The organism is Fructobacillus tropaeoli (genome assembly GCF_001047135.2).
In the GTDB taxonomy this organism is placed as follows: domain Bacteria; phylum Bacillota; class Bacilli; order Lactobacillales; family Lactobacillaceae; genus Fructobacillus; species Fructobacillus tropaeoli.
In genome coordinates this window covers 111,285-125,916 of record NZ_DF968081.1, presented here as the reverse complement: position 1 = coordinate 125,916, position 14,632 = coordinate 111,285, and the positions used below count along the sequence as shown (strand labels likewise).

The 14,632-nt window shown below is 45.2% G+C and carries 14 protein-coding genes; 5 read left to right on the top strand and 9 right to left on the bottom strand.

The window, feature by feature from the left end; all coding sequences use genetic code 11:
- Positions 1 to 102: 102 nt before the first annotated feature.
- The 4 genes from AOQ32_RS04660 to AOQ32_RS04645 are packed head-to-tail and all read right to left on the bottom strand — an operon-like array spanning position 103 to position 3,265.
- Entirely contained in the window at positions 103 to 1,017 is a 915-nt protein-coding gene (locus AOQ32_RS04660) for a DNA/RNA non-specific endonuclease (protein WP_059393816.1), read from the bottom strand.
- Positions 1,017 to 1,751, bottom strand: coding sequence for an amino acid ABC transporter ATP-binding protein (locus AOQ32_RS04655; protein ID WP_059393815.1), 735 nt, complete (start codon positions 1,749 to 1,751; stop codon positions 1,017 to 1,019). Before AOQ32_RS04655 ends, AOQ32_RS04660 begins: the two co-directional genes overlap by 1 nt.
- Positions 1,748 to 2,446, bottom strand: a complete 699-nt coding sequence (locus AOQ32_RS04650) for an amino acid ABC transporter permease (protein WP_059393814.1) — start codon at positions 2,444 to 2,446, stop codon at positions 1,748 to 1,750. Before AOQ32_RS04650 ends, AOQ32_RS04655 begins: the two co-directional genes overlap by 4 nt.
- A gap of 27 nt (positions 2,447 to 2,473) precedes the next feature.
- Positions 2,474 to 3,265: a transporter substrate-binding domain-containing protein gene (locus AOQ32_RS04645; protein ID WP_059393813.1), complete on the bottom strand. Its 792-nt coding sequence runs from the start codon at positions 3,263 to 3,265 to the stop codon at positions 2,474 to 2,476.
- Between the two features lie 435 nt (positions 3,266 to 3,700).
- On the opposite strand from AOQ32_RS04645, the gene metG reads away from it, so the two are divergent.
- Entirely contained in the window at positions 3,701 to 5,743 is a 2,043-nt protein-coding gene (gene metG / locus AOQ32_RS04635; protein WP_059393811.1) for a methionine--tRNA ligase, read from the top strand.
- A gap of 123 nt (positions 5,744 to 5,866) precedes the next feature.
- Here metG and pyrE read toward each other — a convergent pair whose 3' ends face one another.
- The 4 genes from pyrE to AOQ32_RS04615 form a co-directional block, all read right to left on the bottom strand.
- Positions 5,867 to 6,502: an orotate phosphoribosyltransferase gene (pyrE, locus tag AOQ32_RS04630; RefSeq protein ID WP_059393810.1), complete on the bottom strand. Its 636-nt coding sequence runs from the start codon at positions 6,500 to 6,502 to the stop codon at positions 5,867 to 5,869.
- A gap of 48 nt (positions 6,503 to 6,550) precedes the next feature.
- Complete coding sequence (pyrF, locus tag AOQ32_RS04625; RefSeq protein WP_059393809.1) at positions 6,551 to 7,264, bottom strand: orotidine-5'-phosphate decarboxylase; 714 nt, start codon at positions 7,262 to 7,264, stop codon at positions 6,551 to 6,553.
- 216 nt (positions 7,265 to 7,480) lie between these two features.
- The gene (locus AOQ32_RS04620; RefSeq protein ID WP_059393808.1) at positions 7,481 to 8,815 is read right to left on the bottom strand and encodes a dihydrolipoyl dehydrogenase family protein; all 1,335 of its coding nucleotides are present in this window, start codon (positions 8,813 to 8,815) and stop codon (positions 7,481 to 7,483) included.
- A 268-nt stretch (positions 8,816 to 9,083) separates the two neighbouring features.
- Positions 9,084 to 9,575, bottom strand: a complete 492-nt coding sequence (locus tag AOQ32_RS04615; RefSeq protein WP_059393807.1) for an ECF transporter S component — start codon at positions 9,573 to 9,575, stop codon at positions 9,084 to 9,086.
- 216 nt (positions 9,576 to 9,791) lie between these two features.
- Here AOQ32_RS04615 and gap point away from each other — a divergent pair, with 216 nt between their 5' ends.
- A complete protein-coding gene (gene gap / locus AOQ32_RS04610; protein WP_059393806.1) occupies positions 9,792 to 10,802 on the top strand; it encodes a type I glyceraldehyde-3-phosphate dehydrogenase in 1,011 nt (336 codons plus the stop codon).
- A gap of 178 nt (positions 10,803 to 10,980) precedes the next feature.
- Positions 10,981 to 12,924 (top strand): MucBP domain-containing protein, encoded by a 1,944-nt coding sequence (locus AOQ32_RS04605; RefSeq protein WP_059393805.1) that lies wholly within the window; start codon positions 10,981 to 10,983, stop codon positions 12,922 to 12,924.
- 53 nt (positions 12,925 to 12,977) lie between these two features.
- Here AOQ32_RS04605 and AOQ32_RS08985 read toward each other — a convergent pair whose 3' ends face one another.
- Positions 12,978 to 13,142, bottom strand: coding sequence for a hypothetical protein (locus AOQ32_RS08985; RefSeq protein WP_242976719.1), 165 nt, complete (start codon positions 13,140 to 13,142; stop codon positions 12,978 to 12,980).
- 58 nt (positions 13,143 to 13,200) lie between these two features.
- On the opposite strand from AOQ32_RS08985, the gene AOQ32_RS04595 reads away from it, so the two are divergent.
- Positions 13,201 to 13,479: a hypothetical protein gene (locus AOQ32_RS04595; protein WP_148666521.1), complete on the top strand. Its 279-nt coding sequence runs from the start codon at positions 13,201 to 13,203 to the stop codon at positions 13,477 to 13,479.
- 148 nt (positions 13,480 to 13,627) lie between these two features.
- The gene (locus AOQ32_RS04590; protein WP_059393803.1) at positions 13,628 to 14,440 is read left to right on the top strand and encodes a metallophosphoesterase; all 813 of its coding nucleotides are present in this window, start codon (positions 13,628 to 13,630) and stop codon (positions 14,438 to 14,440) included.
- Positions 14,441 to 14,632: the final 192 nt, after the last annotated feature.

Genomic DNA, 14,632 nt, shown 5'->3' with positions numbered 1-14,632 from the left:
CTAACTTTGTTAGCTGTTTTTTCTTACCAAAATAATCAAATAAAAGGACCGCTACCATCTATCATCAGGGTAGCGGTCCTTTTGTTGTGACTTGAATATTAGTTAATTTATTTGCGCATCACCAGTCTGGTAGTTGATGGTAACACCAGGCTCGACATTAAAAATCCAGTAGTTCAGGTTCAAAGTCTTGCCGTTGTCTTCAACTGATTTGGCCATATAATGGACGCCCTGTGGCAGTCGGTCAGTGCCGTTATAAAGTGGTGTGACCTGGCCGCGAATGCTAATATTAGGGTTTGTTTTCAATGCATTGCGGATATCATCTTCGGGTACCAATTGCCCGGGATAGGCATTTTCGACGCGGGTTCCGGTCGTCATATTTTCGGTCACCATGGTGGCCATCCCGAAGAATTGGTAGCCAACAATATGGGACTTGTTCCAAAGAGCTTGCTTGCTACCGCCAAGGTTCACCTGTGGATTTTTATGATAACCGCCAACCCAGGCACTTCCTGTAAAGTGGTCGTTAATATACCAACCGGAAGGACGGACACTTTCGGGAATGCGGGCGGGCCGCTTAGTGACTGCATCCATGCTGGCTTTGGTAGCGACAAAGTTTGCTTGCCCAGACCGACCGAGCGAATCAAGGGCGGATAAGGCTAAACCATTGGTTGGCCGTAACTTGTTACCGCTTTGAGCTGGGAAGGTCTGTTGCAATTCCTGGCTGGTAAAGGTGGCCTGATTTTGGTTAATGTGGACGATATCACCGTCGAGCGTGCCATCCCATTTAATCTTTAAAAGATCTTGGTCGGAATTAGTTGTGGCGGCAGGCCGAGGAGCACTCTTTGACCTATTCAGGCTTTGGCTCGCGGTAGTTGTGTTTGTCTTTTGGTAACTTTGATTATGGCCGTTTTTACCTGGTAAGAACGACAAAGCCGCCACAACCAAAATTAAGGCTGTGACGGCCGAACCAAAGTGCTTGGGCCGGTTGGGCCGCTGCTTATAAGAACGTTTTTTTGTCATTAGAAAGTCATTGCTCCTAAGAATTGTTTGATTCGAGGATCATTTGAATTGAAGAAATCCTCTGTCTTGCCATCATAGCCAACGTGGCCATTGTCGATAAAGACGATTTTATCGGCCACTTGTTGAGCAAAGGCCATGTTGTGGGTGACGATAATCATGGAGGTTTCTTTTTGAGCTAATTCGCGCAGAACACGTAGAACTTGGGCTTCTAGCTCAGGGTCCAAGGCAGAGGTGGGCTCGTCTAAGAGAAGGTATTGGGGCTCCATTGCCAGCGCTCTTAAGATGGCTACTCGTTGTTGTTGCCCACCGGACAACTGGTAGGGATAGCGATTGGCTAACTCCTCCATATTGAACTGCTTGAGTAAGGCATGGGCCTTTTCCAAAGCTTGGTCTTGGCTGATTTTTTTAACCTTAGTGGGTCCTTCAGTTAAATTTTTGAGGACTGTTAAATGAGTAAAGAGGGCTTTTTCTTGAAAGACCATGCCGAAGTGCTTGCGGACATCGAGAACTTGCGCCTTGGTGAGGGTCTTATCCAGATTCAGGTCAAGTTCATCGACAATCAACCGGCCGCTCGTTGGTCGCTCAAGCAAATTGAGTGAGTGCAAGAGGGTTGATTTTCCAGAACCAGAAGGACCGACAATGGCCGTCGTCTCTTCAGCCGGGAAGGTGACGGAAATGTCATCGAGGGCATTCTTATCGGGGTACTTTTTGCTTAAATTTTCAACTTTAATCATTGGGCAAACCTCGATGTGTACTTTTCTAGGTAGTGTTGGCCAACCGAGAGAATCGACGTAAAGACGGCATAGACCATGGCTACGAGGATGTACATCGAGAGGACCTTATAGTTCGTTGCAGCAATTTGTTGGGAAAGGTAAAACATTTCCACAATTGTAATCACGGACGCCAGTGATGTGTCCTTTAATAGGGAAATCAGCGAGTTCGACAACGGCGGAATTGAAATGCGGGCCGCCTGTGGCAAGACAACGTAGAGGTAAACCTGCGTGGTTGTCATGCCAAGCGACTCAGCTGCCTGCTTTTGAACCTCGGAGACCGATGAGATAGCTGCTCGAATGGATTCGGAAGCATAAGCCCCGGTGTTCAGAGAAAAGACCGTGATGGCCGAAACCCAGGCTGATTGGAACAGGGCAATGTGGGCGTTTGGCAAGCCGTAGAAAACAATGAACAATTGTACCAACATTGGCGTTGACCGGAAAAACCAGACATAGGTGGCGGCAACACCCTTTAAAATTTTCAAAGCGGCATCAGCCCACTCGTTCTGCGGTGCCTTAGCAACGCGAATCAAAGCGGTCGTGATGGCAAAGATAATTCCAAAGAAGAAGGAAATGGCCGTCAACGGCAGGGTGTATTGAAAAGCCGCCACTAACAGTCTTGGCAAGTATTTGATTGCCAGATCGATAAAATCTGTCATGAAAGAGTTCCTCTTTACTTTTATTAATTAGTCGTGGCTCAAGTCCATACCAAAGTACTTCTTAGAAAGCTTTGTCAAGGTACCATCCTTCTTCAACTCAGAAATGGCCTTGTTCATGTCCTTTTGCAAAGCGGCGTTCTTCTTGTTCATCAAAACACCGGTTGGTACGGATTGGATATCCTTTGAGATATCAACTGTGGTCAAATCAGCGTCAGGATTAGCCTTCTTCCAAGCGGCAAAGGCACCTTGGTCATTCAAAGAACCATCGGCACGGTTTGTCGTAATCAAGTTCATGGCTTCAACGATACCGGCAACGGCCTTGATGTTGGCACCCTTTTGTTGGGCAACTTGACCGTAGTTTGATGTCAATGACTGGGCCATCGTCTTGCCCTTGATGTCAGCCAATGAGTTCAAATCAGTCTCACCGCTACGCTTAATCAAAACTGATTTTGAGTAAAGGTAAGGTTCTGACATTCGGTAGTTCTTTTCACGGTCGGGACGAATACCGATGTTGTTAATCACGGCGTCATAACGGTTTGAGCCAAGACCGGCAATCAAAGAGTCCCACTTTGTTTGAACGAAAGTGACCTTCATGTTCAATTTCTTACCGATGGCCTTGGCCATGTCGACTTCGTAGCCAACCAACTTACCAGAATCGTCGTGGTAAGAAAATGGTGCATAGGTTCCTTCCAAGCCAACAGTTAATGTTCCGGGCTTGATGGTCTCATCTTTTTTTGGTTGATTTAACTGGGCAAAACCAAAGATACCACCGATGACCACGATAATCCCGGCCAGTAAAATCAAAACTTTCTTATTCATCTTACTTCTTCTCCTCAATTAGGTAAAACAGTGCAAAATAAAACCGCCCCTAGTGTACACCAAGGGCGGTTTTTACGTCTGTAAATCAGATAGACCCACCCTAAAAAAGCGGTAAGTAACACTTTACCGCAGTCATGTTTGGGTTGTTAGTTAAGTTTTTAGCTAACATTAATCTTCTCCGATTTCTTTTTATCAGTGTAACGGGACAAGAAAACTTTGTCAACAGAATTGAACTGATTTTGCCAAAAAAGACAAAATTGGTTTACTTTCAAAATAGTCGGTTAAAAGCGATTGTTCGGCTTTTATTGCTGATTTTTCCAAAATGGTTTACTGGAAAGTCTGACTGAATGCTTGTTCGGCCACCTAGTCGGGCTAGCCGGCTTTTGCTATAATGAAAACATGGTATCGGTCATCATTTGACCAGAAAGGACTCATATGTCAGACAAGAAAACATTTTATATCACAACCCCAATTTACTATCCATCAGGAAAGCTACAATTGGGAAATACTTATACGACAGTTTTGGCGGATGCCACTGCTCGTTACCACCGTCTTTTGGATGAAGACGTCTTCTTTTTGACTGGAACCGATGAACACGGGGAAAAGATTCAAAAGAAGGCGAACGAAGCCGGTACAAGTGAAATCGAATATTTGGACAAGATGATTAAGGACATCAAGGACCTGTGGTCATTGATGGGTATTTCATATGATAAGTTTATTCGAACGACTGACGAAGGCCACGAAAAGGCTGTCCAGAAGATCTTCCAGCAATTATTGGACCAAGGCGACATCTACAAGGGCCAATACGAAGGTTGGTACTCTGTTTCCGATGAAGAGTATTTCACGGAATCACAATTGGCTGAAGTTTACCGTGATGAGAACGGTAAGATGATTGGTGGTAAGGCACCTTCTGGTCATGAAGTCGAAAAGATTCAAGAAGAATCATACTTCTTCAAGATGTCCAAGTATGCCGACTGGTTGGTTGATTACTACAAGTCACATCCTGATTTTGTCCAACCACATGCACGAATGAATGAAATGTTGCAAAACTTCATTTTACCGGGCTTGGAAGATTTGGCTGTGACACGAACTTCTTCGAACTGGGGTGTTCCTGTTCCAGGCGATGAACGCCACGTCATTTATGTTTGGATTGATGCCTTGGCTAACTATATTACTGCCTTGGGTTACGATTCAGCTGATGATTCACTTTTGAAGAAGTTTTGGCCGGCTAATGTGCAATTGGTTGGAAAGGAAATTGTTCGTTTCCATATTATTTACTGGCCAATCATGTTGCATGCGCTCGGTTTGGAATTGCCAAAGGAAATCATTGGTCACGGTTGGCTGGTGATGAAGGATGGCAAGATGTCGAAGTCAAAGGGGAACGTGATTTATCCTGAAGACTTAACGGCCCGTTATGGCTTGGACGCTGTTCGTTACTACCTGTTGCGCTCAATGCCATTTGGCAACGATGGGGTCTTCTCACCCGAAGACTTTGTGTCACGCGTGAACTTTGATTTGGCTAATGATTTGGGAAACCTTTTGAATCGAACGGTAGCCATGATTAATAAGTATGAAGATGGTGTGATTCCAGCCTTTACAACCGGCAAGACTGATTTTGATGAGGACTTGGACCTGGTTGTTGAAAAGCAGATTACAGAATACAATCAACACTTGAGTTCTGTTCATACAGCGGATGCGCTTGAAGCTGTTTGGGGTGTTGTTCGTCGTGCCAACAAGTATATTGATGAAACAGAGCCTTGGGTTTTGGCTAAGAAGTCAGGCGAAGACGAAGACGCGAAGGCAGCTTTGCAATCAGTTTTGGCTCACTTGGCTGGAGCACTTCGTGCAGTTGCAGCAATGTTGCAACCAGTCATGACGGATGCGCCACGACAAATGTTTGCTCAACTTGGATTAGACTACCCTGAAAAGGGTGTTTCACTGGTTGGACTTGCCATCGATCAAGTACCAGCAGGTACGAAGGTGGTTGCCAAGGGTGAACCAATCTTCCCTCGTTTGGATGTGGAAGAAGAAGTTGCCTACATTGCTTCATTGGTCTCAAAGGATACCAAGGGTAAGGGCCGGGCAGTCAAAGAAGCCGCTAAGCAGGGCGCAAAGGAGCAAGAAGTGAGCGAAGAAATCCAACATAAGGATTTGATTGAGTACGACGATTTTGATAAGGTCGAAATTTTGGCGGCTAAGATTACGGCTGCTGAATTTGTGGAAAAGTCAAAGAAGTTGATTAAGTTCACTTTGGATGATGGTTCTGACAAACCACGTCAAATTTTGTCGGGAATTCGTCAATGGTACCCAGAGCCCGAAGTCTTGTTAGGCAAGACAGTGGCAATCGTGGCCAATATGGCACCACGGAAGATGGCTGGCGAGTTATCAGAAGGAATGATTCTTTCTGCCGAAAAGAACGGCATTGTGACCGTTTCGGTTTTGCCAGAAGTCATTGAACCTGGTTCAGGAATTGAATAAAAATCAGTAAAAAAGGCGGTTGCGTGAGCAACCACCTTTTTTTGTTTGTTTGACGAAACGCTGGGTATGAAAAATGTTAGTAGTGTGGCATGGCGGAATCGCTGGCCACCTGGCAATAAAGTCTTACTTCAGTGGCCAAGCCCATGGGTCTTGGTGCCACTTGGCTAGGCGGGCATGGTCTTCATCACTAATCACCTTTTGGTGGGCCAATAACTTGATTAAGCCGGTATAAGTCAAAAGTGGGGCAAAGGCAAAGCCAGCCTCTTGGAAGTTCTTGTCAGCATCTGGGAAACCATACGAGAAGATGGAAACCACACCAGCTACGTTGAAGCCTTCGTTTTTGACAGCCTTCGCAGCACCAAGGACGGATCCGCCGGTTGAAATCAGGTCATCAATCAAGACCACTTGGTCATCTGCTTGGATAACACCTTCGACTTGGCGACCGGTACCATGGTCCTTTGGCTTGGAACGAACATAAACCATTGGCAAGTCTAATTCGGCAGCAACTAGGGCTGCTTGGGGGATGCCGGCCGTGGCAACACCGGCAATCACTGATACTTGAGGGTATTGCTCCTTAATCAGTTCGGCTAAGGCCTTGGTGATGGCGTGGCGTGTTGTTGGATAAGAAATCGTTTGGCGCAGGTCGGTATAGATTGGTGACTGGATGCCAGAGGCAAAGGTGAAGGTATCGTCAACCTTCAATTGGACGATTCTGTGATCGATTAAGTCTTGGAGAATTGCTTCAGTTGAAACTGTCATGGGTAAAACCTTTCATTCTTTCTTTTAATATCTTTTTGTTGGTAAAAATCAGCCTTGCCAAGCATTTTGATAGCGGTGCCAAGCAGCAACTGGGTCGCTCGCCTTGGTAATTGGCCGGCCAACGACGATGGCCTTGGCACCGTCCGCAGCTGCTTGGTCGGGACTAGCGACGCGAACTTGGTCACCCGTTTGGTCCTCTTGCATGCGAATGCCAGGGACAACGAAGAGAAAATCAGGACGCAAATGGGCGTTGAGTGTTGTCAACTCCAAGGCGGAGCAGATAACGCCGTCGCAGCCGGCCTGGTCCGCCATTTGGGCTAAGGCCAAGACTTGGTCCTGCATTGGCAGGGCCGCGTGTTGTTCGTTTTTCAGGACTTCATCGGAAATGGAAGTTAGCTCTGTGACTGCCAGGAGGGCAGGGGCATCGACGCCGGCCTTTGCCGCACCGATTTCCAAACCTTCTTTGGCAGCTTTCAACATGGCAGACCCACCCAGTGAATGAACGGTCACATAGTCGACACCGAGTTGGCCGATTTGAGCCATTGCTTGGCGGACGGTGTTGGGGATATCAAAGAGCTTGAGGTCTAAGAAAATGTCGCAACCGCGCTTTTTTAAATCAGTGATAATGGCTGGCCCAGCTTGGTAGAAGAGCTCCATCCCGACCTTGACGGTTAATTGGCTGGGGTCGGGAAAACGATCTAAAAAGGCAGTGACGGCGGCTAAGTCGTCAAAGTCCAAGGCAATCATTAGTGGTTTTTCCATGGTTACTCTCCTTCATGGGCAAGAAAAAAGACTATTCCCTAAAAAAGTTCAGAGAATAGTCTTATTGTGTTAAAAATTAAGCGTAAGCAAATCATCTGGCTTCTCTGAACCAATTAATGACTAATGAAAGTATAAACTATCTGCCGTCTTTCGACAAATTTATTTTAAAAAAGCCCCAAGGAATGTTTCCTTTGGGCTTTAAAATCAGTTCTGATTTTAAAGAAGGTCGCCGATAGCAGAATAACCAATCGTTGGGAAAATTGTGACCAAGCGACTGAGTTGTGCTGGTGTGTAGGCGAATTCAATGGCAGGCAAGAGAGCATTGATGATGTCCTCTGCGTGTTCTGAAATTTCGATTGCACCAACCAAGTGCTTTTCCTTGTCATAAATCAATGAAAGGTGGCCTTCCTTTTCGTAATCGACCATGCGGTACCAGTCATCCATGACATCCTTTTCAACGACATCATATTGATCAGGGTGAGCGGCAGCTTCATCGAGTGTTACGCCGGCTTGAGCCAAACGAGGGGTCGTGAAGACTGTGGTACCGATAGCTGGATAGTCGATGGCTTTGTCCTCTTGGCCCAAGAGGCGCTTGGCAACATACTGGGATTCGAATGTTGCTGTTGGGGTCAACTTTGGCTGATCCTTCTTCACTACGTCGCCGGTTGCATAAATATTCGGCACGGCTGTTTGGAGGTATTCGTTAACCGCAATCCCGGCCTTGTCGAATTCGATTCCCAAATCTTCCAGACCAAGGTCGGCCGTATTTGGTGTGCGACCGGTAGCATCCATGACGTAATCGGCTTCATAGGTACCGGTTGAAGTCTTAACGGCAAAGCCGGAAGTAACTTGTTCGACACTTTCAGTCTGACTATTCTTGACGAATGTAATGCCTTGTTTTTCAAGGGTTTGCACCAAAGCATTGCTATAGCGTTGGTTAAATTCAGGCAAAGCGCGGTCGGAACGAAGAATAACCGTGACGGCAACGCCCGCAGCGTTCATCATTGAAGCAGTTTCGAGGCCGATATAGCCCGCCCCAATAATGACCATCTTGTCGGGTGCTTGGTCTAGTGACAAGAAGTCCTTTGAATCGTGGAGGTACTCAGCACCGGGGATGTCCAAGCGATGGGAGTGCATACCAGTGGCAATCACGATGTTTTCGGCCGTAACGGTCTGATCACCGATTGTCACAGTGTGGGCGTCTGCTAAGCGACCAGCACCGAAGTAGAACTTGATGCCCAATTCTTCCATCCCGCCTTGGATGGCGTTTGGGAAGATGGCGATGATTTCCTTTTTACGGGCCATGTTCTTGGTCCAGTCAATGTCGCCACTACCTGAAACAATGCCGTTTGAAGCACGTAATTCACGTTGTAAGGAAACTGCGTTTTCCAGGATAACTTTGGCGTTGCAACCCCAATTTGGGCAGGTTCCGCCGACCTTTTCTTTTTCGACAAAGGCGACTTTTTTACCGGCCTGAGCCAGGAGTGGTGCACCATCAAAGGCCCCGTGGCCGGCCCCGAGGTACAAAACATCGTAATCGTATGCTGTCATTTTCTAGATTCCTCCTAAGTTGAAAGCTTAATACGATTATCTCACAGTTTCATTTGGAAATGAAATCTAAACTATACCAAATTGTCGTTTTGTCTACATGTTTAGTTCATTGATTAAACAAATTAAAAGCGTTTGTAAAGATAAATGGTAAAGAAAAAAAGCCCAATCAACGTTAACAGATGGCCCCCATAGTTTCGTTATCCTAATCTTGGGTTTTTCATCAGTTGGTCAAGGCTTTTTATTTTTGTTGCTTCTTGTCTTGCATCAATTAGTTTAAGGTCACGCGTTTTGACAAAGCGGGACGAACGACAAGGGCAATAATTAGACCAAAGGCACATTGGGCAATGTTACCGATGATTGAAGCAAAGCCGGTCGCCCAGCTGTGTGAAAGGAAGGCTGTGGCAAAGAAGTAGCCGACAACCATGACAAAGGAAGCCACGATAACGGCAATCGTTTGGCTCATCACTGATTTTTTAGCACCAATCAACCCGGCCAAGTAACCCTCTAAGCCGTGAATGACCAAAGAGAAGGGGGCCCAGGCGGCATAACCGGCTAAAAGATCTAAGAGCAAACCGGATAAACCACCAACAATCATGCCAGAACGCGCGCTACCCAATAGTGCCACTAAGAAAATACCGGCTTCCACTAGGTTGACGTAGCCACCTGGTGTTGGAATTCGCACCACATAAGAAAGGGCGAGGTTTAAAGCAGTAATCACGGCCAAAGTCGTGATGGTTTTGGTAGTAAAGTATTTATTCATAATCATCTCTCCATGTGTTTCATAATAATAGGAATATTATAGCAAGGATTTCAATGAATAAAAAAGACAGTTTTCTTTCAGTTATCCGACAAAATCAGGAAATGGTATGGTTAATTTTCCAAACAATTTCTAGTGAACACTTGCACTGGTTTCTAGCCTTTGTGTTATAATGTCCTTGTTGACATAAGTCAAAAAATTAATTGGAGGTCTACACACATGACTGTGAAGATTGGTATTAATGGATTCGGTCGGATTGGTCGTTTGGCATTCCGTCGTATCTTGGAACTTGGCGACTCAGCAGCTGATGTTGAAGTTGCAGCCATCAACGATTTGACTAGCCCATCAATGTTGGCATACTTGTTGAAGTATGACTCAACTCATGGAACTTTGGATGCTGAAGTTTCTGCTGATGAAACTGGTATCGTGGTTAACGGTAAGCACTACACTGTTTATGCAGAACGCGATGCAAAGAACATTCCTTGGGTTAAGAACGATGGTGTTGAATATGTATTGGAAGCTACTGGTTTCTATACTTCAGCCGAAAAGTCACAAGCCCACTTGGACGCAGGTGCTAAGAAGGTTTTGATCTCAGCTCCAGCTGGTGATGTACCAACTGTTGTTTATGGTGTAAACCAAGACATCTTGAAGGCTGACGACAAGATCGTTTCAGCTGGTTCATGTACTACACAGTCATTGGCTCCAATGGCTCGTGTATTGCAAGACCAATTCGGTGTTGAAGTGGCAACGATGACTACTATCCACGCCTTTACTTCAACTCAAATGATTTTGGATGGACCTAAGTCAAAGAAGTTCCGTTCAAACCGTACTGCTTCAGTAAACACTATCCCTCACTCAACTGGTGCTGCTAAGGCTATCGGCCTTGTTGTTCCAGAATTGAAGGGTAAGGTTGACGGTCACGCACAACGTGTTGCCGTTGTTGACGGTTCTGTTACTGAATTGACTTCAGTTTTGTCAAAGAAGGTTTCAGCAGACGAAATCAATGCAGCTATGAAGGCAGCCGCTTCTGACTCATTTGGCTACAACGAAGACGAAATCGTTTCATCAGACATCATTGGTGACACTCACGGTGCTACTTTCGATGCTACTCAAACGCAAATCGTCGAAGCCGGTGACAAGCAATTGGTTAAGACTGTTTCATGGTACGACAACGAATACGGTTTCACTTCAAACATGATCCGTACTTTGTTGCACTTTGCAAACGTATAATCATTTATATAAAGGAAGAACGCTTCGGCGTTCTTTTTTTTGTGCACATAATCTAACCTAAACAGATACAATAGAAACAAAAATGTACATAAAGAAATATATTTGATACAATGTTCTCGAGTTAACAAGGAGAAGTTTTAAAATGATGATTCATTAGTTGAAATGGAGGGCTATTTTCATGAAGTATAATAAAATGCAATTGACGAAAGTTAACGAACGTAAGGTTCTGAAAAAAGTCAAGAAGAATTGGGTAGTGCTTTCAATATCAGCTTTTGCCGTTGCTGGTGGCCTTACTTTTGCTAGTGAGGGGCTGACCACACCAGCTTTTGCTGATGGAAATGCATCCACTCAGACTAACAATCAGGTACAAACTTTTAATTATACTGATTTAGCCAAACAAGGAATTGTGAAGACCGATAGCATTACGTGGTCATACCAAGATGGTCAACAAATTCCAACCGGAACTTTTGATTCATTGCGTGGTAATGGTGGTACATCCTCGGTGACTTTTACAATTAATGCCAATACTACTCTCAAGCAAGGCGATACTATTAGCATTCCACTTGCGACTAATATTGATAATCAACCCGGCATGCAGACTTTTAATTTGTCGAATTTTAATAGTCAGGTCATCGAAAGTGCAACAAATACTGTCTTATCCACGAGCGTTTCTTATGATGCGGCCAGTCAAACCATCCAATTACCTTTAAATGGAGCTAGCTTTGACTCGAGTCGTGCGCATCAGATTACTTTGAACTTTAATACGGCTTCCGGACAGATTTTCCCAAAGTCTGCTGGTAATGGAACTGATTTATCCATTAGTGAAACGGTAGCGGACCAAACGCATACTTACTCTTGGGCCGCTCAGCCAACACAACCAGATTATAAAGAAAATAATACGCCGCAGCAGATGAAGGATAATGTTGCTGATGTCAATTCGAACGGTGTTTCAGCACGAACAACGATTACAAATACCGATGGCTTGGCCTTTACTGAACCGGTTATTTTAAATGATGGAAAAGATTATATTCAAACGATTGATATTAAGGCGACAGCCTCTTCCCAGGGAAAGGTGACACCGGTTTATATTGAAGATGGGGGCTATTTCTGGCCTCATTTGGCCTCCGCTAGTGGCTATGGACCCGCGACTGAGACAGCAGGTTGGACCGACCAAGCAGCTAATAATAGTGGCAGCACTTCAAATGCAGTTGGTGGTGCGCAGACTGCTTGGACATCAAAGGCAGACGGTGATCAACCCGCCGCTAACCAATATTCAGTAGTACGTGTATCAGATAATGAATTGAAAGTAATTATCAATTACGGTCCCTCACAGTACTACAAGTTAACAAAAGAACAGTTTGAGCACGTGATTAAGTCTCAGTACGCTAGTGTTTCTGATGATGTGATTGCACAAATGGAAAGTAAGTATGGGGATGGCCAGGGAAATTTTTATTTCCCATTTACTGTTTTAAGTAATTTTAAAGCGATTAATCCTAATAACGACAATCAACAGGTTCGCTACGATATTACTTTTTCTGATAACAAGGGTTTCTATGATAAGAAAACGCCTGTTTACACCAATGCAATTCTACACAATACTGCGAATGGTCAGACGATGGTCACAACTCGTTACGTGGATGAAAGTGGCAATCAATTAGCACCAAATGATGATACCCTTGGCTTTATGACTAAAGATAGCTTTTCGGCAGATAGCTTATCGATTGATGGCTATACTCTAGACGAGAGCAAGCTACCCGAAGGGGCTGTGAAGAATAGTGATGGTTCATACAGTGTCAATGGTACGTATAGCAAGGATGATGCGACGTATACTTATGTTTATAAGGCTAATACGACGAACACGAACCCTACTCCAGATCCATCAACTAGTACCACACCTTCTAATAACGGGGGTGGCTCGGAAAGTGCTAGTGAATCAGCAAGCGCCAGCGCTTCAACAAGTGCAAGTCAATCTGAATCAGCAAGTACCAGCGCATCAACCAGTACGAGCCAGTCTGAGTCAGCTAGTGCCAGTGCATCAACCAGTGCTAGCCAGTCTGCATCGGCTAGCGCAAGTACTTCAACCAGCACGAACCAATCTAAATCAGCAAGTGCAAGTACTTAAACCAGCACGAGTCAATCCGAATCACCAAGCGCAAGTGCTTCAACCAGCACGAGTCAATCCGAATCACCAAGCGCAAGTGCTTCAACCAGCACGAACCAGTCTGAATCAGCAAGCACCAGTGCCCCAACCAGTACGAGCCAGTCTGAATCAGCAAGCACCAGCGTATCAACCAGTACGAACCAGTCTGAATCAGCAAGTACCAGTGTCTCAACCAGCACGAGCCAGTCTGAATCAGTCAGTGCAAGTACCTCAAACAGTACGAGTTAACCTGAATCAGTGAGCGCAAGTATCTCAACCAGTACGAGTCAACCTGGATCAGCGAGTGCCAGTGTTCCAGTACAGACTAACTCAGTGGCACCGGTGGATAATCCGAGTGCGTTAGTCCAACCGGATCAAACAGTGACAGCTGTGACACCTTCATCTGTTTCACAAGCATCATCAGTTTTGCCACAAACAGGCAAGCATCACGAGAGTGACAAGGACGCTTTTGCTTTGGCGGCTTTGGGATTGTCTTCAGCGGTGTATTTGTTCGCACTAGGTAAGAACAAAAAGTGAGATGAGAATATTAAATCAAAAAGAGCACCTGTGCTTTGCGGGCGCTCTTTTTGACTGAATCATTATAAAATCAGCTGCCGGCAACCGACCTTGCTTGTCCTCTCGTGGTAGACTGGGTTATACGAACAAGAAGAACATGAGGGACAAGATGCAAGTTGCTATTTCGTCAGATAATCATTTGGATTTAAATAAGGTTGAAACAGAGTGGGCGTTGGAGCAACAAGCCGCCTACCTGCAAAAAAATCAGATTGCGGTTTATGTCATCGCCGGGGATTTGTTTAATCGCTTTGATAAGACATTAGACTTTGCCCGCGACCTGCAGCGACGGTTAGGGCCGGCCACGGTGATCCGCTTTTTGGCCGGCAATCATGAAATGGGGGCGGGGGTCAGTTACCAGGAGTTGGAAAGTCCGGTGGATGACCTTTATTTCCACCATAAAACGTTGGATATTGGTTCGGCCCGTTTGATTGGCAATAATGGCTGGTATGATTATAGCTTTGACCAAAACCAGCATAGCGTTGCGGAAATCACACGCTTTAAGCGTGAATTTTGGTATGATCGACGGATTGAACAACCGATGACCGATACAGAAAGGTTGGCAATTAACTTAAATCAGATGAAACAGGACATCAAGGAAGCAAAGAAGGTGGGGAAAACTCCAATCTTAATTAACCATTTTGCCCAGGAACAGGCCTTTATTGATCAAATGCCATTTCGCATGGAACGGCTGGATGTGCTGCGGTCCTTTTTAGGCAGTCAGGCCGTTAGTGATTTAGCGGTATCTAATCAGGTTCAGGCTGCCATTTCTGGTCACTTGCACCTTCATGTTCAAGCGTTGCCAATTCAGCGAACGACCTTTTACAATGCCTCGGTTGGCTATCGGACTCGTCGGGTCAAGGAATGGTTTAGTCATGACTTTATGACCGAGTGGGAAAATCGCCTGGTTGTTTTAGACGTGTGAAGGTTGTGAAAGGGCTGATTTTTCTAAGCTTTTCCATATCAATCTAAGCTATTAAATAACTGTCGCGGGGCAAGCTGATTTTTAATAATTAATATAGGTAGAAAGTGTTAAAATGAGTTGAGAAACGCTAATAGTTTGACTATCGAAGTATTAACTGTTAGACTGTTTTTATTGTGAATTGAAGTTAACTAG